The sequence below is a fragment of the Pseudonocardia charpentierae genome, assembly GCF_031845345.1.
Taxonomy (GTDB): Bacteria; Actinomycetota; Actinomycetes; order Mycobacteriales; family Pseudonocardiaceae; genus Pseudonocardia; species Pseudonocardia charpentierae.
This window is the reverse complement of sequence record NZ_JAVREJ010000011.1, coordinates 154,300-178,607: the sequence shown is the minus strand read 5'-3', so window position 1 is coordinate 178,607 and position 24,308 is coordinate 154,300. Positions and strand designations below refer to the sequence as shown.

The 24,308-nt window shown below is 72.4% G+C and carries 18 protein-coding genes and 2 tRNA genes; 5 read left to right on the top strand and 15 right to left on the bottom strand.

Annotated features, from left to right (window positions below; translation table 11 throughout):
• The first annotated feature begins 64 nt into the window (after window positions 1–64).
• On the top strand, window positions 65–1,744 hold the full coding sequence (locus RM445_RS17015) for an Hsp70 family protein (RefSeq protein ID WP_311557431.1): 1,680 nt from the start codon (window positions 65–67) through the stop codon (window positions 1,742–1,744).
• 57 nt (window positions 1,745–1,801) lie between these two features.
• Here RM445_RS17015 and RM445_RS17010 read toward each other — a convergent pair.
• From RM445_RS17010 to RM445_RS16965, 10 genes are all read right to left on the bottom strand, one after another.
• Window positions 1,802–1,874 (bottom strand) — tRNA-Glu (locus tag RM445_RS17010).
• 41 nt (window positions 1,875–1,915) lie between these two features.
• A tRNA-Gln gene (locus RM445_RS17005) sits at window positions 1,916–1,987 on the bottom strand.
• Between the two features lie 43 nt (window positions 1,988–2,030).
• Window positions 2,031–3,554: a glutamate--tRNA ligase gene (gene gltX, locus RM445_RS17000; protein WP_311557430.1), complete on the bottom strand. Its 1,524-nt coding sequence runs from the start codon at window positions 3,552–3,554 to the stop codon at window positions 2,031–2,033.
• A gap of 22 nt (window positions 3,555–3,576) precedes the next feature.
• Entirely contained in the window at window positions 3,577–4,365 is a 789-nt protein-coding gene (locus tag RM445_RS16995) for a PIG-L deacetylase family protein (protein ID WP_311557429.1), read from the bottom strand.
• The gene (locus RM445_RS16990; RefSeq protein WP_311557427.1) at window positions 4,362–5,555 is read right to left on the bottom strand and encodes a glycosyltransferase family 4 protein; all 1,194 of its coding nucleotides are present in this window, start codon (window positions 5,553–5,555) and stop codon (window positions 4,362–4,364) included. The genes RM445_RS16995 and RM445_RS16990 overlap by 4 nt, the downstream gene beginning before the upstream one ends.
• Window positions 5,556–5,583: 28 nt before the next feature.
• Window positions 5,584–6,930, bottom strand: coding sequence for a beta-galactosidase (locus RM445_RS16985; protein ID WP_311557425.1), 1,347 nt, complete (start codon window positions 6,928–6,930; stop codon window positions 5,584–5,586).
• Between the two features lie 3 nt (window positions 6,931–6,933).
• Window positions 6,934–8,547, bottom strand: a complete 1,614-nt coding sequence (locus tag RM445_RS16980; protein ID WP_311557423.1) for an ArnT family glycosyltransferase — start codon at window positions 8,545–8,547, stop codon at window positions 6,934–6,936.
• Window positions 8,544–9,956 (bottom strand): lipopolysaccharide biosynthesis protein, encoded by a 1,413-nt coding sequence (locus tag RM445_RS16975; protein WP_311557422.1) that lies wholly within the window; start codon window positions 9,954–9,956, stop codon window positions 8,544–8,546. Before RM445_RS16975 ends, RM445_RS16980 begins: the two co-directional genes overlap by 4 nt.
• Window positions 9,953–11,410: a glycosyltransferase family 4 protein gene (locus tag RM445_RS16970; RefSeq protein WP_311557421.1), complete on the bottom strand. Its 1,458-nt coding sequence runs from the start codon at window positions 11,408–11,410 to the stop codon at window positions 9,953–9,955. The genes RM445_RS16975 and RM445_RS16970 overlap by 4 nt, the downstream gene beginning before the upstream one ends.
• Complete coding sequence (locus RM445_RS16965; protein ID WP_311557420.1) at window positions 11,407–12,195, bottom strand: glycosyltransferase; 789 nt, start codon at window positions 12,193–12,195, stop codon at window positions 11,407–11,409. Before RM445_RS16965 ends, RM445_RS16970 begins: the two co-directional genes overlap by 4 nt.
• 262 nt (window positions 12,196–12,457) lie before the next feature.
• Here RM445_RS16965 and RM445_RS16960 point away from each other — a divergent pair, with 262 nt between their 5' ends.
• Together RM445_RS16960 and RM445_RS16955 are read left to right on the top strand one after the other, a co-directional pair.
• Complete coding sequence (locus tag RM445_RS16960; protein ID WP_311557418.1) at window positions 12,458–13,063, top strand: TetR/AcrR family transcriptional regulator; 606 nt, start codon at window positions 12,458–12,460, stop codon at window positions 13,061–13,063.
• Between the two features lie 18 nt (window positions 13,064–13,081).
• Window positions 13,082–14,515: an FAD-dependent oxidoreductase gene (locus tag RM445_RS16955; protein WP_397469337.1), complete on the top strand. Its 1,434-nt coding sequence runs from the start codon at window positions 13,082–13,084 to the stop codon at window positions 14,513–14,515.
• Between the two features lie 81 nt (window positions 14,516–14,596).
• Here the strand turns inward: RM445_RS16955 and cimA are convergent, their stop codons facing one another.
• A complete protein-coding gene (cimA, locus tag RM445_RS16950) occupies window positions 14,597–16,255 on the bottom strand; it encodes a citramalate synthase (RefSeq protein ID WP_311557417.1) in 1,659 nt (552 codons plus the stop codon).
• A gap of 478 nt (window positions 16,256–16,733) precedes the next feature.
• On the opposite strand from cimA, the gene RM445_RS16945 reads away from it, so the two are divergent.
• On the top strand, window positions 16,734–17,705 hold the full coding sequence (locus tag RM445_RS16945; protein WP_311557415.1) for a hypothetical protein: 972 nt from the start codon (window positions 16,734–16,736) through the stop codon (window positions 17,703–17,705).
• A 14-nt stretch (window positions 17,706–17,719) separates the two neighbouring features.
• Here RM445_RS16945 and RM445_RS16940 read toward each other — a convergent pair whose 3' ends face one another.
• The 3 genes from RM445_RS16940 to serA form a co-directional block, all read right to left on the bottom strand.
• The gene (locus RM445_RS16940; RefSeq protein ID WP_311557413.1) at window positions 17,720–19,222 is read right to left on the bottom strand and encodes an SUMF1/EgtB/PvdO family nonheme iron enzyme; all 1,503 of its coding nucleotides are present in this window, start codon (window positions 19,220–19,222) and stop codon (window positions 17,720–17,722) included.
• A gap of 90 nt (window positions 19,223–19,312) precedes the next feature.
• Window positions 19,313–20,356, bottom strand: a complete 1,044-nt coding sequence (locus RM445_RS16935; RefSeq protein ID WP_311557411.1) for a 3-isopropylmalate dehydrogenase — start codon at window positions 20,354–20,356, stop codon at window positions 19,313–19,315.
• 142 nt (window positions 20,357–20,498) lie between these two features.
• Window positions 20,499–22,100, bottom strand: coding sequence for a phosphoglycerate dehydrogenase (serA, locus tag RM445_RS16930; protein WP_311557410.1), 1,602 nt, complete (start codon window positions 22,098–22,100; stop codon window positions 20,499–20,501).
• Window positions 22,101–22,214: 114 nt separating this feature from the next.
• Between serA and RM445_RS16925 the strand changes: the two genes are divergently transcribed.
• Window positions 22,215–23,192, top strand: a complete 978-nt coding sequence (locus RM445_RS16925; RefSeq protein WP_311557408.1) for an aldo/keto reductase — start codon at window positions 22,215–22,217, stop codon at window positions 23,190–23,192.
• 89 nt (window positions 23,193–23,281) lie between these two features.
• Here RM445_RS16925 and ilvC read toward each other — a convergent pair whose 3' ends face one another.
• Window positions 23,282–24,286, bottom strand: a complete 1,005-nt coding sequence (gene ilvC, locus RM445_RS16920; protein ID WP_311557406.1) for a ketol-acid reductoisomerase — start codon at window positions 24,284–24,286, stop codon at window positions 23,282–23,284.
• Window positions 24,287–24,308: the final 22 nt, after the last annotated feature.

The window sequence follows — 24,308 nt, the reverse complement described above, 5'->3', positions numbered from 1 at the left end:
CCCCCGGTGCGCGCGGCAACCCCGGCTAACGTGCCGATCGGCCACTCCGATCACCGGGTGCCCCGTGAACGACATCCGCCCGACGATCCGGCGACTCCCCGACGGCCTCGTGCCGTCCGCCGGATCCGTCCGCGAGGAGGACCCGCCACCGATGAGTTACGTCCTCGGGATCGACGTCGGGGCCGCGCGCACGTCGGCCGCAGTCGCGCGGGAAGGCTCCGACGACGTCGAGGCGGTCGATCTCGGCGACGGCGGGTGCGGGGTTACGTCCGTGCTGCACCTCGGCGCCGACGGCAGCCTCGACGTGGGCGCCGCAGCCGAGCGGTGGGCCGACGACGAGCCCGACCGGGTCGTCCGCGGGTTCCCGGGCCGGATCGGCGACGACGTCCCGATGGTGCTCGCAGGCGAGCCGTGGGCGCCGGAGGAGCTGACGGCGTGGCTGGTGCGCTGGGTCGTGGACCGGGTCGCCGAGCGCGAGGGCGCAGCGGCGGCGGGGGTCGCGGTGACGCGCCCCGCTTCATGGGACGACGATCGCACCGAGTTGCTGGCCGGCGCGCTGGCCGAGCAGGACCTCGACGTCACCTTCCTGACCACTGCGCGGGCCGCCGAGTGGCACTCCGGCGCAACCGCGGCGGACGACTCGGCGCAGGTCGCCTCGGACGCCGCCTGCGGTGCCGCACTCGCCCTGCTGGCCGGCGACGTCGAGGCGGAGCGGACCGACGACGTCGCCTCCCGCGTGGCGGCACTCGCCCAGTTCCCGGGCATGTCGGTGGAGCCCGCGAGCAACAGCGACGGGGACGACGACCCGCCGGCCGAGGTCCCCTCGCCGCGCTCGCACCACTCGGGGGCCTGGTCGAACGGCGGCTTAGCGAGCTTCGAGCGCCGGACCGAGAAGTCCGGGGCACACGCAGCAGGCGAGCGTCGGATCGACGACTCGGGCGCGCACGCGGCGGACGAACGTCGGATCGAGGGGTCCGGGGCGCACGCGGCCGCGGACCAGGGCGAACCGGAACCGGACGACTCCGGTAGCGACCGGCCTGAGAAGCCTCAGACCGGCGACGACACAGGGGCACCGTCGGACGACGACGGCCTGTTCACGGCGCTCGGGGGCTTCAGCGGCACGTTCGGTGCCACGAACACCGCGGGCCTCCTGTCGGGATACACCCCGCCCTCCGGGTTGCCGCTCTCCGCGACGGAAAGCCAGGCGACGGCGCTGGTTACCGAGACCGACGAGCCGGTGATGCTGCCGACGCAGCGCAGCGGCAGCGGCCGGTGGGCCGCCGTCGCGGATGCCGCGGAGGACTACGCCGAGGAGTACGCGTCGGAAGCGGCGCCTGCAGCGGCCGTCAGGCGGGGTCGCAGCCCGGCGGCGCTGGTGAGCATCGGCGGGGCCGCAGCGGCGGTGGCCGTGATCGCGACCCTGTTCCTCTGGCCGGCGCCGCGCACGACGAACAGCGCCGTCAGCAGGCCCGCTCCCCTGGTCCCCGCGTTCATCGCGCCTGCGTTGCCGACCGTGGAACTGACGCCGACCCCCACACTCACGCCGACGACGCACCGCCCCCGGCCGGCGCCGACCCGCACGCGTCGGGCCGCTGCGCCCGTGCCGCCGCCGGTGGTGGAGACGACGCCCGCCCCGTCCGAGTCGGTGGAGCCGAGCCCGACGGGGACCACCTCGGCACCGCCGTCGGAGTCGACGACGCCCCCGACGACCCCTACGACGACGAAGAAGAAGGACGAAGACTGAGGTCGCGCGGATTGCGAAAGGGCCCGTTCCAGATTCCGGAACGGGCCCTTTCGGTTGTAGCCCCGACGGGATTCGAACCCGCGCTACCGCCTTGAGAGGGCGGCGTCCTAGGCCGCTAGACGACGGGGCCGCGGCGAGGAAACGCTAGCATCTGGCGACTCTTGCGTTTCGCTGGGGTACCAGGACTCGAACCTAGAATAACTGAACCAGAATCAGTCGTGTTGCCAATTACACCATACCCCAAGGACCGCGACCACGACGTGCCCGCGTCCTGCAGTGCACCACTCTAGCCGACGGCTCCGGCGCGCTCAAAACCGGCCCTCAGGCGCTCCAGGGACCGCTCGCGGCCCAGCAGCTCCATCGACTCGTACAGCGGCGGCGAGACCGTCCGGCCCGTGACGGCCACCCGCACGGGCCCGAAGGCCTTCCGCGGCTTGAGCCCCAGCCCGTCCACCAGGGCCCCCTTCAGGGCCGCCTCGATCTCCGTGGCCGACCAGTCGCCGACCTTGTCGAGGCTGGTCAGGGCGGCTTCCAGGACCGGAGCGGCGTCCGTTCCCAGGTTCTTGGCCGCGGCGTCGTCGTCGACGGCGAACGCCGTCTCGGGCACGAACAGGAACCGCAGCATCAGCGCGGCGTCCGACAGCACCGTGCTCCGTTCCTGCACCAGCGGCGCGGCGGCGACGAGCAGCGGCCGCTGCTCACCGTCGAGAGTGTCCGTCATCACGGGTGCCGTGCCCGACAGCTCGGCCACGACGTACGGCTCGAGGCGCCGCGCGAAGTCGTCGGGCGTCAACATCCGCAGATGTGCGGAATTGATGGCCTCGGCCTTCTTGATGTCGAACCGCGCCGTGTTCGCCGACACCTTTGTGACGTCGAATGCCTCCACCATCTCGGCGAGGGTGAACACGTCGCGGTCCGCCGATCCCGGACCAGCCGGGAGCGACCAGCCGAGAAGCGCCAGATAGTTGAGCAGGCCCTCGGGGACGAAGCCGCGGTCGCGGTAGAGGAACAGGTTCGACTGCGGGTCGCGCTTGGAGAGCTTGCGGTTCCCGTCGCCGGTGACCAGCGGCAGGTGCGCGTAGGTCGGCGCGCCGGCGCCGATCCCCACCCGCGCCAACGCCTCGAACAGCGCGATCTGGCGCGGCGTCGAGGGCAGCAGGTCTTCGCCGCGCAGGACGTGCGTGATGCCCATCAGCGCGTCGTCGAGCGGGTTCGTCAGCGGGTAGAGCGGGGTGCCGTCGCCGCGGGCGAGCACGAAGTCGGGCACGACCCCGGCCTTGAAGGTGATCTCGCCGCGGATCAGGTCCGTGAAGGAGATGTCGCGGTCCGGCATCCGCAGCCGGAACACCGGCCGTCGGCCCTCGGCGCGGAACGCCGCCTTCTGCTCCTCGGTGAGGTCGCGGTCGGCGTTGTCGTAGCCGAGCTTCGGGTCGCGCCCCGCCGCCCGGTGCCGCGCCTCGATCTCCTCGGCGCTGGAGTACGACTCGTAGACCTCGCCCGCCTGCACGAGCAGGCCGAGGGCGTCGCGGTAGGTGTCGCGGCGCTCGCTCTGGCGGTACGGCCCGTGCGGGCCGCCGACCTGCGGCCCCTCGTCCCACCGCAGACCCAGCCAGGTCAGGGCGTCGAGGATCGCGTTGTAGGACTCGACGCTGTCGCGCTGGGCGTCGGTGTCCTCGATGCGGAAGACGAAGGCGCCGCCGGTGTGGCGGGCGTAGGCCCAGTTGAACAGCGCCGTCCGGACCAGGCCGACGTGCGGTGTACCGGTCGGCGAGGGGCAGAAGCGGACCCGGACGGAAGCTGCGGCGGTCACGGGCCGAGCCTAATAGTGACGGTCAGGGCCCCGGCGCGTAGTACGTCTCTGGCCGCAGCGGGATCTCCCCACCCGGGAACAGCGCGTCCACCTGCGTCCGGTACCCGGCGATCGCCGACCGCTTCGCGGCGAGGTCGTCGGTCCATGCCCACGGGGTCAGACCTCCGGCCGCCACAGCTTCACCCTCGGGATCACGGGCGGTGTACGGGAAGTCCGCGTACAGCACCGCCCCCAGGTGCTCCCCCACCTCGCGGGCGAGCAGGTGGTCGACGTGCCGCCCGACCCCCAGCGGCGCGAACACCGCCGCGCCCCGGGCGACGTCCGCCACCTCGGCTGTGACGAGGTCGAGCAGCTCGCGGTCGCCCCGGGAGACCCGACCGAGGTCGATGTCGAACCGGAACGTCGGATAACGGTGGTCGAGCTCGGGCAACACGCGACCGGCCCGACGCAACAGCCCCGACGGGTCGCTCCGACGCCGGAACAGCGCGTCCGGATGACCGAGGTGCACATACCGGACACCCAGGCCGTCGAGCACCTCCACGTCCTCGCGGCAACGTCGGTCGAACAGTGCACCGGCATCGTCGGCACCGCACTGCCGCAGGAACGTCCGCGCCGCGCGGGTGTGCGGCGGGGGTCCGGCGGCTGAGAACAGCGTCACCACCGTCACCGAGGCGCGGGACACCATCGCCCGCATGAGCGCAGCGCACGAGAGGACGGCGTCGTCGAGGTGCGGTGAGACGAACACCGCGGGGCGGCCGTCGTGCAGCACCCGCGCGATCCCCTCGGGGACCGACCGCTGCGACACCGTCACGACCGCACCGTGCCGACGGACGGACTCTCCGGGGACGCCACGGCAGGCGGCGCCGCTCGCCGGCCGCGGGCCATCAGCTCGACCGCCGCCGTCCGGTACATCTCGGCCTGCTGGCCGGCGAGGACGTCCCAGTCGTAACCCGCCGCGAACTTTCGGCCCTCGGAGCCCATCGCCAGCGCCAGTTCGGCGTCGGTGCACACCTGGAGCAGCCGCTGCGCGTAGGCCTCGACGTCGAACGGCTCCACGGCGAAGCCGGCCCCCTCGGGGACGACCTCGCGCAGCGACGGGATCGCGAAGGCGACCACCGGGGTGGCCGCGGCGAACCCCTCGACCGCGACGATGCCGAAGGTCTCCATCCGCGACGGCATCGCGACCGCGCGGGCCTCCGCCAGCAGGCGCGCCTTCTCCTCGCCGCGCACCCAGCCGACGAAGCGCACGCGGTCGTCGAGCCCCAGCCGCTTCACCTCGCGACGCACGCGGGCCTCGTCGTGGCCCTCACCGGCGATCACGAGGTCGCCCTCGGTCTTCTCGTGGATCCGGCTCCACGCGTCGAGCAGCAGGTCCAGGCCCTTGCCCTCGAACTCCAGCCTGCCGATGTAGACGACGTCACGCCCGGCCTGCTGCGGCTGGTCGAACAACGAGGGATCGACACCGTTGCCGATCACCTCGACCTCGAGCTTCGGGTTGATCGTCCGCAGCTGGTTGCCGGTGTCGGCGGAGACCGAGACGAGCCGGCGGTGGCTGCGCACCCCGAAGGTCTGCAGCAGGTGCAGCGGCAGGTGGTACTGCTTGCTCTTCTCCTTGGCCTGCAACCACTGCACGACGCCGATCGTCGGGTACCGGGTCCACAGCGGAGCCGCCATCGTCGAGAACGGTGCGAAGAAGTCTTCGACGACGAGGTCCGGCTTGTGCTCGGCCGCGTACCGGCGCACTGCGGCGGGCAGGCCGAACACGTATCCGACCAGCCGGGCCATCCGCGACCCGCTCCGGCCCCGGCCGACGTGCAGATAGCGGACGCCGTCCTGCACGCGGTCGACGCAGCCGGGGAAGCGGGTGGTGAGCACCGTGACGTCCATGCCGTCGGCGACGAGCCGCCGGTTGATCTCGTGGGTGCGCAGCGAGCCGCCGCCTGCACCAGGCACGGCCGGGTCCTCGAAGCCGAGGTGCAGCACGCGCAGCGGGGCAGTCATGGAGCTCTCCTTTCGCTGAGGAAACTCTCTAGGGGAACGCGATGCGACGCGCGAGGTCGTCGACCGACACCTCGGGGTCCGGGCCGAACAGGTCGTCCTCGAAGGCCCACATCAGCACCTCGAACCCGCACTCCTGGGCGTAGCGGGGAGCGTGGACGAGCTGCTGGGTGAGGTCGTCGGACGAGTCGTCGCCACCGGTTCCCGGGGTCGCCGGGTGCCCGGGGTTCTCGCCGACGACGCGCAGACCGGCGGCGCGGGCGTTGGCGACGGTCCACCGCGTCGCGGACCACGTGTCGACGGACGGGGTGTCGCGCAACGGGAGTGACGCGTCCGCCGCCTGGCAGGTGTCCTGCGGCGGGTCCAGCTCGCGGGCCGCCACGGCGGTGGCGTCGTCGACCCCGGTGACGTCGGCGAACAGCGTGCTCGCGTCGGTCGCGCCGGCGATCGCCCGCAGCTGCTCGGGGTAGAACAGGCCCCGCTCCAGGCTCCCGTCACGGTCGGCGGTGCCGTCGAGCGCCGCCTCCGTCGCCGCGACGAGGTCGGCGGGCAGGACGCCTCGCCCGGCGAGCGGCATGTGGATCGGGCCGCGATAGCCGCGGTCGCGCAGGACGCCGATCTGCCAGACGGTTGTCCGGACCGCCGAGCCGGCGTACCAGTCGAACCACGACCGGGCGGCCGCGGCGTCGACCGGGCGGCCCTGCCAGGTCCGGTCGCCGGGCTTCCAGCCGGGCATCGGGTTCGGCGACATCCCGGCGGGCAGCCCGTCGCCGGAGAGCGCGGCGTCGTCGAACGCCCAGAAGCGGTTGCCCTCCGTGCCGAGCTGCATGCCGGGATAGCCGAGCTCACCCGCCTCGCTCGTCCCGATCCGCACCGCCGCGAAGCCGTCGAGGGGGAACTCGGCGGCGAACCGGTCGAGGTACCGCTCCGCCGCACCCCGGACCCTCGCGCTGAAGACGTAGTTCGGCACCTTCGCAGGGTTCGCGGCGCCGTTCTGGTCCCGGTACCTGCCGCCCGGGAGGTCGCGGACCCACGCCGGCGCGTACTGGAAGCCCGGGGTGAGCACGACGCCGAGGCCCGCGTCCGTGCACCGGGCGAGGCGGGCCCGCAGAGCGTCGATGTAGGCCTGGTCGAACTGCTCCGGGGCCGGCTCGAGCCGGCTCCACCGCACGCCCACCTCGACGAACTGCACCCCGGCCTGGTGCAGCGCGCTAACCCGGTCCGCGTCGCACGACCCGCCCAGGACACCGAAGGTGAGCCCCGGCTGCGCGCTGGCCGGCTCGGCGGGACCCGAGCGGCACGCGGTCAGTGCGGTGACGAGCACCGCCGCACCGATCGCCGCCAGGCCCCGCCGGCACCCGCGCAGGACGTCCGACATCCCCTACTGCTCCTGCTCGTTCGCCGGGAATGCGACGCGGGCCGCGGCGCCTGCCTGCAGCGCGTCCTTGTTGATGAACCACAGCGTGGTGGTCCCGTTGGTCGGCCCGTTCACCGCGATCATGGGCTTGGCGTTCGCCGCGAGCCAGGGCAGCAGCTCCGGCTTGGCGTAGCCGTACCCGAGGCTGGTCGGCAGGCTCTGGGTCAACACGTAGGACGCCCCGTTGTCGGCCAGGTCGGGCAGCGAGGCCCAGATCCCGAAGTGCGGATCCTGGTCGAACGCCCACGCCCCGGTGCTGTTCGTGACCCCCACCTTGGCGCCGACGGGGAGGTTCGTCCGCATCCAGTCGCTCACCTGCAGGAAGCCGTCGTCCCTGGTCGCCTCGGCGCGGATGCCCAGTACCGCCGCCGCGACGACGAAGACGAGGCAGACCGCCGTGATCGGGCGGCTGGCGCGCGGGAAGCGCGCAGAGAGCTCCACCGCGCTGATCGCGGCGGCAAGGATCCCCGCGATCATGACGGGGTAGCCGTACTGCTCCTCGAACGTGCCGAAGGCGGCGGAGTAGACGCCGAACAGCCCCATCATCAGCGCGACCAGACCGAGGAACCGCCGCGCCGGCGAGGCGCTCAGTGCCGCGACGACGCCCGCCAACGGGCACACGAGAAGCAGCACGTAGCTGGTGCCGAAGGAGCCCAACTGGTCGAGGATCCGGCCGATCAGGCTCGGTGAGTTCGGGGCGTTGAAGCCGGTCGCCTGGACTAAACCGAGCGCGCGCAGCAAGCCCTGGCTCTTGGCCTCGAACCAGCCGCCGAGGCCGCCGGAGAACGCGAGGACGACCAGGTAGATCACGTACGGCACGACGGTCGTGCCCATCAGCACCGCCCCGTCGCGCAGTGGCAGCGTCCGGCGCCACAGCACGGCGAGCGCCACCGGCACGACGGTGCACACGAACAGGACGTCCTTGGTGAGCAGGCCGTAGCCCAGCGCGAGGCCGGCCACGACGAGCCGGAGCCGGCTCCGCTGGTCGGCCTCCCTGCACAGATGGTCCCTGCTCAAATGCTCGCTGACCAGCGCCAGCCCGACGAGGACCGCCAGCATGCCCGTGGTCTCGATGAACACGCGGCTGTTGTTGCGCAGGATGAACGGCTCGAAGACCGCCAGGAGACCGGCGACGAACGCGGCCGGAGCCCCGATCGGCCGTCGCAGGATCACGAAGATCAGTCCGACGGAGAGCGCTCCGCAGAAGGCACTGACCCACCGCAGCTGGTAGACGAGATCCATCCGATCGCCGCTGATCCCGAACAGGTGGATCGCGACGGCCTCGACGATGAAGAAGCCGGGCGGGTGCAGGAAGAACGGCCCGTCGGGCAGGTTCGGCATCTCCCCCCGCGCGACCGAGGCCCCGAGCTCGGCGTAGAGCATCTCGTCGACCCACAGCTCGAAGCTGGTGGTCAGCCCGATCGAGCGGAACCCGAACGCGGCGACGACGAGGAGAAGGGTGGGCAGCAGGACGGCGCCGGCCCGCGACGAGAGCAGGGTCCGGGCCCGTCCGGAGCCCGACGAGGGCACCGTCTCGGTCGCCGGGGCGGACGTGCCGTGGATTTCGGATCGGGTCATCGCCGAGGCCTCCGGTGCAGCAGTCCGCGGACAAGGTCGGGTCGCAGGGCGAGCAGGCCGCCGACCGCCGCGCAGATCAGCCACAGCACCAGGAGGTGCGCGGTGAGCAGCAGCACGACGAGCAGAACGGCGGCGACGAGCACGGTGCGCGCCGTCGAGCCGAGCGTCCCGGCGGGGAGCGCCGGGGCCGTGAGCAGCGCCAGGACCAGCGTCGCGGTCAGCGCACCCGCGGCCGCGCCGGTCGCCAGCCCGGCCACCCCGCCCAGCACCCAGCCCACGCCGAGCCCGGCGGAGAGGAGCACCGTTGCGGCGACGAGGGCGATGTAGGTGCGGCGGGTCATCCGCAGGGCGAGCAGCACGGTCGCGAGCACGGTGACGGCGCCGTAGCCGAGACCGGCGGCGGCCAGTACCGGCAGCAGCACCGTCGAGCCGAGGTACTTGTCGGGCAGGAAGAGCATCACCAGCGGCGTGGGCACCGTGGCGAGCACGACGGCGGCGACGAGCGCGAGTGCTTCGAACGAGTGCAGAGCGGGCGCCAGCGCGTCCGTGAGCATTCTGGGGGCACCGGCACGCAGGAGCGGGAAGGCCACCAGCACCGTGCCGGACGCGACGTACACCGGCCCCTTGGCCAGCGTGGCCAGCGCCTGGAACCCGGCCTCGGCCGCGGTGCCGCTGCCGAGCAGGGCGACCAGCACGACGTCCGCGCCCACCAGCACGGACACCACGAACTGCACGAGCGCGATGTCGCCGGTCTCGGCCCAGCGGACCCCTTCGCGGAGCACGCGCGGGTGCCACGAGACGTCGCGCAGCATCTGCAGCGGCCCGGCGACCAGCACGAGCCCGCCGACGGCGAAACCGATCAGCGCCCCTGCCGGGCCCCACCCCACGAGCACCGCTACGGCGCTGAAGGCCACCCGCAGGGTGACCTCGAGGATCGAGGCGACCGCGTACCGGGTGAACCGCAGCTCGCCCTGCAGCCAGCCCTGCGCCGGGGCCACCGTGAACAGCACGAACGACCCGATTCCCGTGGCCACCGCGACGTTCCACGGGGCGAACGCCGCAGTGATCCCGCCGGTGAGCAGGCCCGCGACGAGGCCGGCGGCGACCGAGACGAGTACGGCGAACGCCATCCCGTCGCGACGGCCGCCCGTGCCGCGCGCGTGCCGGCGCACCAGCGCGGCCAGCGGAAGCGGCACGAGGGCGTGCGCGACGATCCCGACGATCCCGACCAGCATCTGCGCCGCGGCGTACTGCGTGTACTGCTCGGGCGGCAGCAGGTGGGCCATCAGCAGCGTGCACAGGTAGCTGAGCACGCCGACCATCCCGGCCGACACGGCCAGCAGCGCGCTGTGCTTCGCGACCTGGCCCGCCGGTGCGGCAGGGACCTCCAGGCCGATCGGCGAGGTCACACTGCACCCGGTCCGTGGACGCGGTTCAGCAGGTTGGGCAGCCGGGCGGGGCCGACGAGCAGGTCGTAGCGGTCGGCGAGCCGGATGTCGGCATCGGTGACGCCGAGGCGCTTGAGCGCCGCCGCGGCGTCGACCTCGTCGCACCCGGTGAGCAGCAGGCCTACGCGGTCGCCGTGCACCTCGACCTGGTCGGTGGGCCGCAGCGCCGCGTAGGCGAGCGCCCCTGCGAAGTCACGCGGCCGGTCGAACTCCGCGATGATGCCCATGTCGCTGCGGGCCGAGCGGTCGCCCGGGCCGATCTCCGGCTTGCCCGCGGCGAGCAGCACGCCCGCAAGCAGGCTCGCGCTGCGGTCCCAGGTGAAGCACCGCGCCCAGACCTGGCAGGCCTCGGTGATCTCGCGGGCGCGGTCCTCGTCGGCGAGCTCGCGCAGCGCGAGGATCGCCGCCGTGCCGAACTGGCCGACCTCGTCGACGAGCCAGCCGGTGCTGCCGTTGACCACCGAGTCGCGCACGCCCGGCACCCGCAGCGCGAGCGTCGGCACGCCGTACGCGGCCGCCTCGATGATCGACAGGCCCCAGCCCTCGTGGTGCGAGGTGCTCATGGTCAGCCAGGCCCGGCGCAGCAGTTCGTCGCGGATCTCGTCGGGCTGGAAGCCGTGGAAGGTGACCACGTCGCCGAGCCCCAGCTCGGCGGCGAGCGCGGTCAGGCGCATCCGCTCCGGGCCGTCGCCGACGATGTCGACGCGCAGCTTCGGCTCGGCGGCCGCGGCCACCGCGAGCTGGGCCAGCAGGACGTCGACGCGCTTGTGCGGGACCAGCCGCGAGACCACAGTGATCGTCGGCTCCGGGTCGCGCGGCGACCGGACGTCAGGAGTGGCGGTGTTGCCGTTGGGCACGATGTGGATCGGCCCGCGGAAGCCCAGGCGGCGGCGCAGCTCCTGGCGCGTCGAGGGCGACACCGCAGCGGTCGGGCGGTCCTTGTAGACGGCACGGGTGCCGCGGCTCTCGAGGAAGCGGCCGACGGCCGAGAGCACCGGGCCGAACCGCAGGGCGAACTGGTCCTGGTGGACGTGGTGCACGACCTGGACGACCGGAACGTCGCGCTCGACGAACAGCGGGGAGAAGAACGGGATGCCGTTCTGGCAGTCGACCACGTAGTCGATGCGGCCGTAGCGGCGCAGCAGGGCCAGGGCCGTGCGCGGGTAGATGCCGAGCGCGCCGCCGGCCCGCACGATCTCGATCCCGTCGATCACCCCGCGGTGCGTCTGCCCGGGACCGCGCGAGGTCAGCCACCCCACCTGGGCGCCGACCTCGACCCAGCGGCGGGCGATCTGGTGCATGTACTGCTCGGCGCCGCCCGCCTGCGGGTGCTGGATGTCGCGCCAGTTCAGCACGACGATCCGGGCGCCCTCGAGCTGCGCCAGCGGATGGAAGGGGCTCTCGATCTTGATCACCTGTGGCTCCCGCGGAGGTCGAAGACGGCGCGGAAGCTCGCCAGGCCGTCGCGGACGGGGTGGAAGGTGGACCCGGTGACGTCGGTCCAGGCGACGGGAATCTCGACGATCTTCCCGCCAGCGCGCTGCACCTGGGCGAGCAGTTCGACGTCGAAGGCGAAGCCGGTGGTGCGCACGCGCGCGATGGCGGTCTGCACGATCTCCCGGCGGAAGAACTTGAACCCGCACTGCGTGTCCGCGATGCCGGGGACGAGCTTGCGGGTCAGGAGCCGGAACATGTCGCCGCCCGCCCGGCGGCGCAGCGGCTGCGGGATGACGAAGCTGGCGCCGGGCGCGTGCCGTGAGGCGATGACCGCGTCGGCGCCGGTCTGCAGCGCCTCGACGGTCGGGACCAGGGTGTCGAGCGGCGTGGCGAGATCGGCGTCGTAGAACCCGACCAACGGCGAGGTGCTGGTCAGCAGGCCGCGGCGGACCGCGGCGCCCTTGCCGGCCCGGGAGCAGCCGATCACGACCACGTCGACCCTCTCGGTCACCGCCGCGGCCACGCGCGCGTCCGCGGCCGTCTCGTCGACGCTGCCGTTGTCGACCACGACGATCCGGCTCTGCCACGACTGTCGGTCGAGGTAGGCGACGCTCTGGCGCAGGGTCTCGGGAAGGCGGCCCGACTCGTTGTAGGCCGGGATGACGACCTCGAGCTCGACCGGTGCACGCAGCCGGCCGCGCCGGGCGGCGGGTTCGGGTGCGGAAGACGCCTCGGCCGGTGTCGAGGCGGTGACAGAGCTCATCAGTGCTCCTCCATACAGCGCAATGCAGCTACTCCTAATGCTTGCACTTCGGTGCTCTGTTGTCGCCTGTCACGAAACTCACCGTCTCGTCGCGGTGCGCTCACGAACCCTGCTTCGGCGGGGCATGGACGTCACGCGCACGGATGATCTGGACCCAGAGCTGCATCAACAGTGTGTCGCCGGGTTGCGTCCTGTCACTCGTTCGAGTGACCTAGCATTCCGCGGAACGACTCCGGAATAGACGCGCGATACGGACCGTATCGTGCACGAGAGGTATGGCGTGGCGGACGACGACATCACCCGGCGGCGCAACGAACGCGCCCACACCGCGATTCTCGAGGCGACCGTCGCGCTGTTACGGGAAGACGGCTATCCGAACCTGCGTCTCGACGCCGTGGCGGCACGGGCCCGTGTCGGCAAGACCACGATCTACCGCTGGTGGCCGGGCAAGGCACTGCTCGCGATCGAGGCCCTGCAGACGCTGGTCGACCCGCCGCACGTGACCTTCAGCGGCGACAGCCGGGCGGACGTACGGGCCCTCGTCACGCGCGTGGCGGAGGTCTGGACGGAGCCGACCGTGGGAGACACGCTCCCGGCACTGGCCGCCGACACTGCGCGCGACCCGGAGGCCCGGGCCCGCCTCGTCGAACTGCTCGCACCGCGGCGCGCGGCCGACACGGCCGTGCTGCTGTCGGCTGCGGCGCGCGGTGATCTCCCGCACGACGTCGACGTCCCCCTGCTGCTCGACGTCGTCTTCGGGACGCTGTTGTTCCGCCGGATGCGGGGCGCTCCGGTCGACGACGTCGTCGACGAACTGGCCGATCTCGTGGTGGCCGGCCGCAGGCCGAGGGTGGCACCGGCTCCCTGAACCCGCTATATTCAACGCGTGTCGAATAACGAGCGCACGACCTGCCTCGTGGTCGGCGGCGGCCCTGCCGGGATGGTCCTGGGGCTACTGCTCGCCCGCGCCGGCGTCCCGGTCACCGTCCTGGAGAAGCACGCCGACTTCCTGCGCGACTTCCGCGGCGACACCGTCCACGCCTCCACCCTGACCCTGCTCGACGAGCTCGGCCTCGGAGCGCGCTTCGCCGCGCTCCCCCAGCGCCGGTTCGACGTCGCCCGCATTCAGCTCGACCAGGGCACGGTCCAGGTGGGCGACCTGAAACGGCTGCCCGGACCGCACAAGCACATCGCGCTGGTCCCCCAGTGGGACCTGCTCGACCTCCTCGCCGACGCGGCCGCCGAAGAGCCCGCCTTCACCCTTCGTCGCAACGCTCAGGTCACCGACCTGCTGCGCGAGGACGGCCGGGTCGTCGGAGCGCGCTTCACCGACCGCACGGACGGCTCCGTGCACGAGGTGCGCGCGACGCTGACGGTGGCCTGCGACGGACGCGGATCCGCCGTCCGCGCGGCGGCCGGGCTCTCCCCCCGGGGGTTCGGCGTCCCGATGGACGTCTTGTGGTTCCGGCTGCCGCGGCACGCCGACGACCCGGCAGGCCTGGTCGGGCGGTTCAGCACGGGCCAGGTCATGGTGATGATCGATCGCGGCGACTACTGGCAGTGCGCCTACCTCATCCGCAAGGACAGCGACGCGATGCTGCGCTCGGAGGGCATCGAAGGGTTCCGGGCCCGACTGACGGCCCTGCAGCCGTGGATCGCGGACCGGGTCGGCGAGCTCGCCTCGTTCGACGACGTGAAGCTGCTCGACGTGCGTCTGGAGCGGCTGCGGCGCTGGTACGTCAACGGACTGCTGCTGATCGGCGACGCGGCGCACGCGATGTCGCCGGTCGGGGGCGTCGGGATCAACCTGGCGGTGCAGGACGCGGTCGCGGCGGCCCGCATCCTCGCCCCGGCCCTGCAGGTCGACGGGCCGGTCCCGGTGTCGGTGCTGCGCCGGGTGCAGCTGCGGCGCTGGTGGCCGACGGCGCTGACCCAGGCCGGGCAGCGGGTGGCGCACCGCCGGATCCTCGGGCCGGCACTTGCGGCCGGCCCGGCCGCAGCGCACCCGCAGAGGCACGCCGCCGATATCCCGACGGACACGTCAGCAGGCGCTTCGCGTCCCGTCGGGCCGGATGATGCGGTCGCCGAGGCGCCGTCGGCGTCGCTGCCTCTCCCGATGCGCCTGGTGCGCCGGTTCCCGGTGCTGCAAGGCATCCCGGGCCGCGTGATCGCCATCGGCCCGCTGCCGGAGCACGCGCCGGCCTGGGCCCGGCGGCCCGAGATGCCCGTCGTCTCCGCCCCGGTGGCCACGCCCGACATCACCGCATCCGGAGCGGGACGACGCGACACACAAGAAACCGGGTCGACACCCAGGTCCTGACCTGTGTGCCGACCCGGCAACGTGTGTGTGAGCCAGGCGGCCTGCTACACGCTGCGTGCAGAGCGGGCCCGTGCGTCGTGATCAGCCGGCGGTTGCCGCCACCGGCGCGCCCTCGCGCAGGCCCGCGTACGCCACGGCGTCGACAAGGGCCAACCACGACGCCTCCACGACGTTGCCGTGCACGCCCACCGTGGTCCACGAGCCCGCGCCGTCGGTCGACTCGACGAGCACCCGCGTGACGGCGTCCGTGCCGCGCGTCTCCCCCGCGCCCTGCGGGGCGAGCAGGCGGACCTTGAAGTCCGACAGCTCGACGTCCGCGAGCCACGGCCGCGACGGCGACAGCGCCGCGCGCAGGGCGGCGTCGAGAGCGTTGACCGGGCCGTTGCCCTCGCAGGTCGCGATCGTCCGCTCGCCGTCGACGACGAGCTTGACGGTCGCCTCCGTGACGACCTCGCCGCCGCGGTTCTCGATGAGCACGCGGTAGGACTCGATCGCGAACGGGAGCACCGTCCCGTCGTCGAGCCCTGTGTCGTTCAGCGCAGCACGCATGAGCAGCTCCAGCGAGGCGTCGGCGGCCTCGAACGACCACCCCTGCGACTCGCGCTCCTTGACGGTGGCGACCACGCTCGACACGGCGTCGGGACGGCCGGCCAGGTCCAGGCCGAGCTCAGCACCCTTGAGCTCGACGCTGGCCCGGCCGGCCATCTCCGTGACCAGCACCCGTTGCCCGTTGCCGACGTCCACAGGGTCCATGTGGTTGTACAGCTCGGGATCGACCTTGATCGCACTCGCGTGCAGGCCCGCCTTGTGGGCGAACGCTGCGACCCCGACATAGGCCTGGTGGGTGTCGGGGGCGATGTTGGCGATCTCCGCCAACGCGTGCGAGGTCCGGGTCATCTCGCTGAAGGCGCCGTCCGGTAGGACGGGCATGTTCAGCTTGGTCACGAGGTTCCCGACGACGGCGAACAGGTCGGCGTTGCCGGCCCGCTCCCCGTAGCCATTGGCGGTCAACTGCACGTGCGTCGCGCCCGCCTGCACCGCCGCGACGGAGTTGGCGACGGCGCAGCCGGTGTCGTCCTGGCAGTGGATGCCCAGCCGGAACCCGGTGCGGTCCTTGACCTGCGCGACGGTCTCGGCGATGCCGAGCGGCAGCATCCCGCCGTTGGTGTCGCAGAGCACGGCGACGTCCGCGCCTGCGGTGACGGCCGCGTCGAGCACCCGCAGCGCGGTGTCGGGGTCGAAGCGGAAGCCGTCGAAGAAGTGCTCGGCGTCGAGGAAGACCCGCCGGCCTTCGTTCGTCAGGAACGCCACCGTGTCGGCGACCATGGCGCAGTTCTCGGCGACGTCGGTGCGCAGCGCGCGCTCGATGTGGCGGCGGTCGGACTTCGCGACGAGCGTGACGACCGGGGCCTGCGAGTCGAGCAGGGCGCGGACCTGCGGGTCGTCCGCGGCGGTGGTCCCCGCCTTGCGGGTGGCGCCGAACGCGACGAGCGCGGCGTGCCGCAGCTCCAGCTCCCCCGCCGCGGCGCGGGCGAAGAACTCGGTGTCCTTGGGCATCGCTCCCGGCCAGCCACCCTCGATGTAGCCGACCCCCAGCGCGTCGAGGTGGCGGGCGACGGCGAGCTTGTCGGCCACCGAGTAGCTGACCCCCTCCCGCTGGGCACCGTCGCGCAGCGTCGTGTCGTAGACGTGGAAGTCGTCGCCGAGGGGGGTGCCGGCCGGGACGGTGCGGGGGGACATCAGGGCTCCTGGTGGTGGGATGCGCGTGATCGGGCAACAAAAAAGACCCCTCGCGGGTGCGAGAGGTCTGCGCGTCGGCTCGGGAGAGCTAGCCGACGCGCCTGCCGATAATGATCACGTGGAGGTGAGGCACGGGCGCAGTGTTACACGCCCGATCCCGCGCCGTCACATACCGTCCCACATCGTGGACGTTGCAGAGTTCGCTCGAGACCAGCGCCTGCCGCCACCGTCGAGATCCCAGCCCGGTTCGACGGTTCGGGCGATCACCGACCGTACGGCGCGGCCCGCTCAGCGACGGGGGCGAACTCTCCGCATGGGCCGCCCGTGTCGTAGTCGGCGCGCCGCGGCGGCGCGCGCAACGAGCACAGTGACCGCGAGGGAGCCCGCCGTGCACCCACAGCCGATCGGCACATCGAGCGCCGAACCCGATACGCCGATCACCCGCCGGACGGGCGCCCTGGTGAGGACGCTCGGAGGCGTGCTGGCACTGGCGGCGTGCGGAGCGCCCGACCCTTTCCCCGATCCGGTGCCGGCTCCGGCCGACTACTCCTGGGACCTCCCAGCGGGCGACACGACCTCCGACGGAGTCGACGGCGAGATCTACCAGGCTCTGCTGCGGAGCTGCGACGACGGCGAGACGACGCTGACGCAGCGGTGGCAGGCGTCCTCGGGGCCGCGCGAGGTCCTGCTGTTCGAGGCGGGTGTGCTCGCCTGCCGCGGCGACATCGCGGGTGCTCGGGCCCTCTACGACCGGGCGCGGGAGGAGTTCGGATGGACCGGCCTCGGACCGGTGCAGGTCTCGGCACGCTGCGATCTCTACAAGTCAGTGGCGAGCGTCGTCGAGAAAGCACCCCGCGACCGATTCCCCTGCCCCGACGGCACCGCGGCGGCCTTCCAGCCGGGCGCGAACGGCGAGATCGACAACCCGCTGACCCCGGTTGACGAGAGCGCTCTGAGCGACGTCGGCGCGCCCCCGCCTACCGACGCGTCGGCCCGGCCGGTGACGGACCCCGCGATCCCGCGGCCAGGCGGCGGCGGAGTGGTCCGGAGCCGAGTCGACGGGGGCGGAGCAGTCGGCGGCGGAGCGGTGAGCGGTGGGGTCGTCAGCGGTGCGGCCAGGGGCGGCGGAGGCCGCTCCACCGACGGGTCAGAGTCCACCGGCGCCACCCGAAACGGAACGACCCGAGGCAGCACGCCGCCGTCGATTCGCGGCCCGGTCGGCCCTCCGATCGGCACCGTGCCATCTCCCGGGATCGTCGGCCCACCGCCGCCCCCCGAGCCGCAACCGGTTCCGGTTCCGGTTCCGGTTCCGGTCGACATGGATCCCGCCGCGACCGATCCTCCGACCAACATGAACCCCGCCGCGACCAAGCCTCCGTCGAACATGGATCCCGCCGCGACCGAGCCTCCGACCAACATGAACCCCGCCACGTCGAAAGACAACCCGTGAGCTGACGACCGCGCCTACGACGGCTCCAGCTCGCACACCACACGCAGGCCCACGCGGCCCTCCCAGCCCGGCCAGTCGGGGCGCATGGAGTCGCGGTAGGCGGCGCGACAGATCGCCGGGTTGTGGGACCAGGACCCCCCGCGCAGCACCCGACTGCCCTGCGGCCCGACGGCAGGGCGGCCGTCCGTCGGCGCTTCGCGGTAGTCGACCGGCCCCACATCCGCGCAGTGCTCCCAGACGTTGCCGTGCATCTCGTGGAGACCGAATCCATTCGGCGGATAGGTCCGAACGGCGACCGTGCGGCCGAGGAAGACCCCGGCCGGCCCGCCGGCGTAGGCCCCGCTGTCGTAGGTGCGGGGCCCATAGGCCGGTCCGCCGATGTCCACGCCGTTGTTGGTCCCGCGCACCGCTCCGCCCGTCCCGCAGTAGTTGGCCAGCTCGGCCGTGAGCGTCGGGCCGAAGTGGAAGGCCGATGCCGTATGGGCACGGCAGGCGTACTCCCACTCGGTCTCGCTGGGCAGCCGCACCCGTAGCCCGCTGAGCCGCGACAGCCGAGCGCAGAACTCGACCGCCTGGTACCAGGTCACGGTCTCCACCGGGAGGTCATCCCCGCGGAACGACGACGGGTAGGGGCGCAGGGACTGACCGATCGGCTCGGGTGCCGCCTCGACCAACGCCGCCCACTGCGCCTGCGTCACCGCGGTGCGGCCGACCGCGAAGCTGCTCAGCTCGACGAGCTGCTGCGGTCCCTCGATCGGCAGCCGCTCCGCCTCGCCGTCGGGCGAGCCCACCTGGAACCCGCCGGCAGGGATCGCCGAGAAGGCCATTGTGGTACGCCCGACGGGAAGGTCGAACACCTCGACGGTCGTGCGCTGCGGTGGGGCGGCGTCGCCCCGGGCGTCGACGGTTACCGCGTCGACCTGCTCGGTCCGCCTCACCGGGACCGAGGCGCGCTGAAACACCGGTGCGCCGAGCCACCACCCACCGCCCAGCGCGACGCCTGCCGCCCCGACCGAGAGCACCCGCCGCCGCGACAGCCGCCGCGGCCGCGAGAGCCGCTGCGGGGGGTCTGCGAGGTCCTGCCGGACGTCCGGAACCGCCATCGGTGCCAGCTGGGGCATCCCACCGCCCTGCACCGCTCGGGTGATACCTGCAGTCAGCTGCTCGATCCGGGGATCGTCGGGATCGCCGGACCAGTCGCTCAAGTCGGGAGTCTGGAGCTGGCGGAAGCCCAAGGGGGGCGTCACGTCGTCCAGACGGAGCGGGACGAGAATGCCGCGGTCTCGACCCGCTGCCGCCTCGTCCCGGACCCAGTCCGCCCCGATCGACGATGCCGACCACGCCACCACCACGCAGCGCGCGCACTCGATCTCCCGGGCGATGACGTCGCCGAAACGTTCGCCCGCAACCAGGTCCGGGTCCCACCAGACCGTCAGGCCCGCATCTTCAAGCAGGCCAACGATCGGCTCGATCCGCGGGCGGTCGGCCCTCTTGTAGCTGACGAAGACGTCGGCCATATCCAGCCCGACCCGTTTCGACCTCGACGCAATCGGCGAGCAGCGTAGTGCAACACCCGCCCGCCGCTGGTCCGGGGTCCGGAGCGCCGGTCAGGACGAGGACGGGGCCGCCTGCCGGCTCACCAGCGCCGCCAGCCGGTCGCCGATCGACTGCGTGTGGCCCGTGGCCTGGTGGTCGCGGGTCGCGAGGTCGAACGCCACCGCGGCCTCGATCCGGCGCGCCTCCTCGGTCTGGCCGAGGTGGTCGAGCAGCAGCGCTACGGACAGGACCGCCGCCGTGGGGTCGGCGATCCCCTGCCCCGCGATGTCCGGTGCGCTGCCGTGGACGGGCTCGAACATGCTCGGGTTGTTCCGGCTCACGTCGAGGTTGCCGCTGGCCGCCAGGCCGATTCCGCCCGTCACCGCGGCCGCGAGGTCGGTGAGGATGTCACCGAACAGGTTGTCGGTGACGATCACGTCGAACCGGCCCGGGTCCGTGACCAGGTGGATCGTGGTGGCGTCGATGTGCTGGTACGACACCGCGACCTCCGGGTACTCCAGCGACACCTCCTCCACGAGCCGTGACCACAGCGAACCGGCGTAGGTCAGCACGTTCGTCTTGTGCACCAGGGTGAGGTGCTTCCGCGGGCGGCGCTCGGCCCGGTAGAACGCGTCGCGCACCACCCGCTCGACGCCGTACGCCGTGTTCACGCTGACCTCGGTGGCGATCTCCTGCTGGCTGTCCTTGCGCAGGTGGCCGCCCACCCCGGCGTACGGGCCCTCGGTGCCCTCGCGCACCACCAGCATGTCGATCTCCGACTTGCCGGCGAGCGGGCTGCGCACTCCGGGGTAGAGCCGCGCCGGGCGCAGGTTGACGTGGTGGTCGAGTTCGAAGCGCAGCCGCAGCAGCAGGCCGCGCTCGAGGATGCCGCTGGGCACCGACGGGTCGCCCACCGCGCCGAGCAGGATCGCGTCGTGGTCGCGCAGCTCCGTGAGCACCGACTCCGGCAGCAGCTCGCCGGTGGAGTGCCACCGCGCGGCGCCCAGGTCGTAGGTGGTGGTCGCGATGTCCGGAACCACCTCGGTGAGCACCTTCAGCGCCTCGTCGATGACCTCCGGCCCGATGCCGTCGCCCGGGATTACCGCAAGGCGCATGCCCTCGTTCCTCTCTGCACTTCAATCAGCTCAACACAACCCTGTTCGCAACAGCGCTGCCGCACGCTACTCCGTGCAACGACGCGCGAACCCCGGCGGCCACCCGACCGTGGTAATCCGGCCGGGTGGTTCCTCGGGTGGCTCAGTCGAACGAGACGAGCCGCGTGGTGCGCGCGCCGATGGACGCGCCGATCGGCTCGAGCACACCGGGATCGACGGCGCGGTCCACGCGGAGCAGCATGATCGCGTCCGTGCCGTCGGTGGTCTGGCTGATCTGGGCCGCCTCGATGTTCACCGCGGCCTCGCCCAGCAGCGAGCCGACACGGCCCATGACGCCCGGCCGGTCGGCGTACTCGAGCACGATGACCTCGCCCTCGGCGCGCAGGTCGAAGTGCCGGCCGTTGACCTCCACCAGCTTCTCCACCTGGGACCGGCCGGTCAGCGCGCCGGAGACGGTGATCGCCTCGCCGTCCGGCATCGCGGCGCGCAACTGGACGACGCTCCGGTAGTTCTCGCTCTCCGGGACGGTGGTCAGCTCGACACCGACACCCCGCTCCGCGGCGAGCGCCGGCACGTTCACGAACGTGACCTGCTCATCCACCACGTGGGTGAACACGCCGCGCAGCGCCGCGAGCGGCAGCACCGAGACGTCGTCGGCGGCGAGCTCGCCCGAGACCACGACGGTCACCGAGCTGGGCACCCGTCCGGCCAACGCGTGCAGCACCGTGCCGAGCTTCTGGGTGAGCGGCAGCCACGGCCGCACCTCCTCGCCCACGACACCGGTGATCTGCACGTTCACCGCGTCGGGCACGAACTCACCCGCGAGGGCGAGCTGCACCGAGCGGGCGACGTCCGTGCCGGCCCGGTCCTGGGCCTCGTCCGTCGACGCGCCGAGGTGCGGGGTGACGACGATCTGCGGCAGCTCGAAGAGCGGGCTGGACGTGGTGGGCTCGGTGACGTAGACGTCGATGCCGGCCCCGCCGACGTGCCCGCTGCGGACGGCCTCCGCGAGCGCCTCCTCGTCGACCAGACCGCCACGGGCGGCGTTGACGATCAGCACGCCGGGCTTGGTCAGCGCGAGCTGGTCCTTGCCGATGAGGCCGAGGGTCTCGGGCGTCTTGGGCAGGTGGATCGAGATCATGTCGGCCTGGCGCAACAGGTCGTCCAGGCTCATCAGCTCGATGCCGAGCTGGGCGGCGCGGGCGGGCGAGACGTACGGGTCGTAGGCGACCAGCCGGACGTCGAACGCGGCCAGGCGCTGCGCCACGAGCTGGCCGATCTTGCCGAGGCCGACGACACCGACGGTCTTGCCGTTGAGCTCGACGCCGGTGTACGCGCTGCGCTTCCACTGGCCCATCCGCAGGCTCGCGTCGGCCGCCGGGATGTGCCGGGCGGTGGCCAGCAGCAGGGCGATCGCATGCTCGGCCGCGGAGACGATGTTCGACGTCGGGGCGTTGACGACCATCACGCCGCGGGCCGTCGAGGCGGGCACGTCCACGTTGTCCAGGCCCACGCCGGCGCGGGCGACGACCTTCAAACGGTTGGCGGCCGCCAGCGCCTCGGCGTCGACCTTGGTGGCCGAGCGGACGAGCAGGGCGTCCGCATCGGCGAGCGCGGCGAGCAGGGCCGGTCGGTCCGTCCCGTCGACGTGGCGGATCTCGACGTCGTCGCCGAGCAGTGCGACCGCGGACGGCGCCAGCTTCTCTGCGAGGAGGACGACAGGGCGGCGGACGGCGGTGCTCACGCAGTTCTCCAGGATCGGGGACAGTGGTCTGGTCCCGATGGTAGTTGGCGGCTCCGAGGCACCTGCGGGGCCGCTCGGGTGGCGCATGCCGGACCGGTTCCCGACACTCGCGCCATGAGGATGACGACGTTGGGTAGGTCCGGCCTGCAGGTCTCACGGATCGCGTTCGGCACGTGGTCGTTCGGTGGCGACTGGGGCTCCGTGGATGTCGACGCCGCGCAGTCGGCCATCCGCTACGCCCACGAGCTGGGTGTCAACTTCTTCGACACCGCGCAGGGCTACGGCGACGGCGCCGCGGAGCGGATCCTCGGTGACGCGCTGCGCAGCGAGCTCGACAGCCGCCGCGACGAGATCGTGATCGCGACGAAGGGCGGGATCGATCCGGGGGCCGAACGCTCCCGGAACTCGAGCCGGGAGTTCCTGCGCGCCGGTGTGGAGTCGAGCCTGCGGGCGATGAACATCGACTACATCGACCTCTACCAGGTCCACTGGCCCGACGAGCAGACCCCGTTCGAGGACACGGCCGGTTATCTGCAGGAGATGGTCGACGAGGGGAAGCTGCGCCACGTCGGCGTCTCCAACTTCGACGTGCCGCAGATGGAGGCGTTCGAGCGCGGGCGGCCCGTCGAGACCCTCCAGCCGCCCTACCACCTCTTCCGCCGGTCCGACGCGGAGGAGACGATCTGGCCCTACGTGGGGCCCCGCGACATCGGCGTGCTCGTCTACAGCCCGCTGGGCTCCGGCCTGCTGACCGGCACGATGACCGAAGACACGACCTTCGACGCCGACGACTGGCGCTCGCAGGCGTCGGCGTTCACCGGGGAGAACCTCCGGACCAACCTGCGGGTCGTCGAAGAGCTCAAGAAGTTCGCCGCGCACAAGGGCTGCGAGGTGAGCCAGCTCGCGATCGCCTGGGTGCTGGCGCAACCGGAGGTCGACGTGGCGATCGTGGGGGCGCGGTCGCACCGCAACATCGAGCGCAGCCTCGCCGCGGTCGACATCGAGCTCGACGGGGCGGACCTGGCGGAGATCGACCACATCACGATGAACGGGGTCGAGGTCGTGGGCGCGACCCCGGAGGGCGCCCTGTAGTCAGTCGCCCGGGATGTCAGGAAGGCCACCTTCAGGACGCGAGACGCCGTGAAGGTGGCCTTCCAGACACAACGAGCAGGGACCGGCGCCTACTTCGCCTTCGTGCCCACCCAGCTCATGAGTCCGCGGAGCTTCTCGCCCACCTGCTCGATGGGGTGCTCCTGGCCCTCGCGCTGCAGCTTCGTGAAGGTCGGGCGGCCGTTGTCGTCCTCGGCCACCCACTCGTTCGCGAACGTGCCGTCCTGGATCTCGCCCAGGATCTTCTTCATCTCCGCCTTGGTCGCGGCGTTCACCACGCGCGGGCCGCGGGTGAGGTCGCCGTACTCGGCGGTGTCGGAGATCGAGAACCGCTCGTTCGCGATGCCGCCCTCGTACATGAGGTCGACGATCAGCTTGAGCTCGTGCAGGCACTCGAAGTACGCGATCTCCGGGGCGTAACCCGCCTCGGTCAGCACCTCGAAACCGGTCTGCACCAGCGCCGCCATGCCGCCGCAGAGCACGGCCTGCTCGCCGAAGAGGTCGGTCTCGGTCTCCTCGGTGAACGTGGTCTCGATGACGCCCGCGCGGGCGCCGCCGATGGCCGCGGCGTAGGACAGGGCGAGGGCCTTGGCGCCGCCCGTCGGGTCCTGCTCCACCGCGATCAGGCAGGGCACGCCCTTGCCGTCGACGAACTGCCGGCGCACGAGGTGGCCGGGGCCCTTCGGGGCCACCATCGCCACGTCGACGTCCTTCGGCGGCGTGATCAGGCCGTAGCGGATGTTGAAGCCGTGCCCGAAGAAGATCGCGTCGCCGCTCTTGAGGTTCGGGGCGATCGACTCGGCGTAGATGTGCCGCTGCGCGGTGTCCGGCGCGAGGATCATGATCAGGTCGGCCTCGGCGGAGGCCTCCGCCGGCGTCACCACCCGCAGGCCCTCGTCGGCGGCCTTGGCGCGGCTCTTCGAGCCTTCGGGCAGGCCGATCCGGACGTCGACGCCGGAGTCGCGCAGCGAGAGCGCGTGCGCGTGGCCCTGGCTGCCGTAGCCGATCACCGCGACCTTGCGGCCCTGGATGATCGACAGGTCGGCGTCGTCGTCGTAGTAGATGTTCACGCTCATGGCAGGTGGTGCGTCCTCTCGC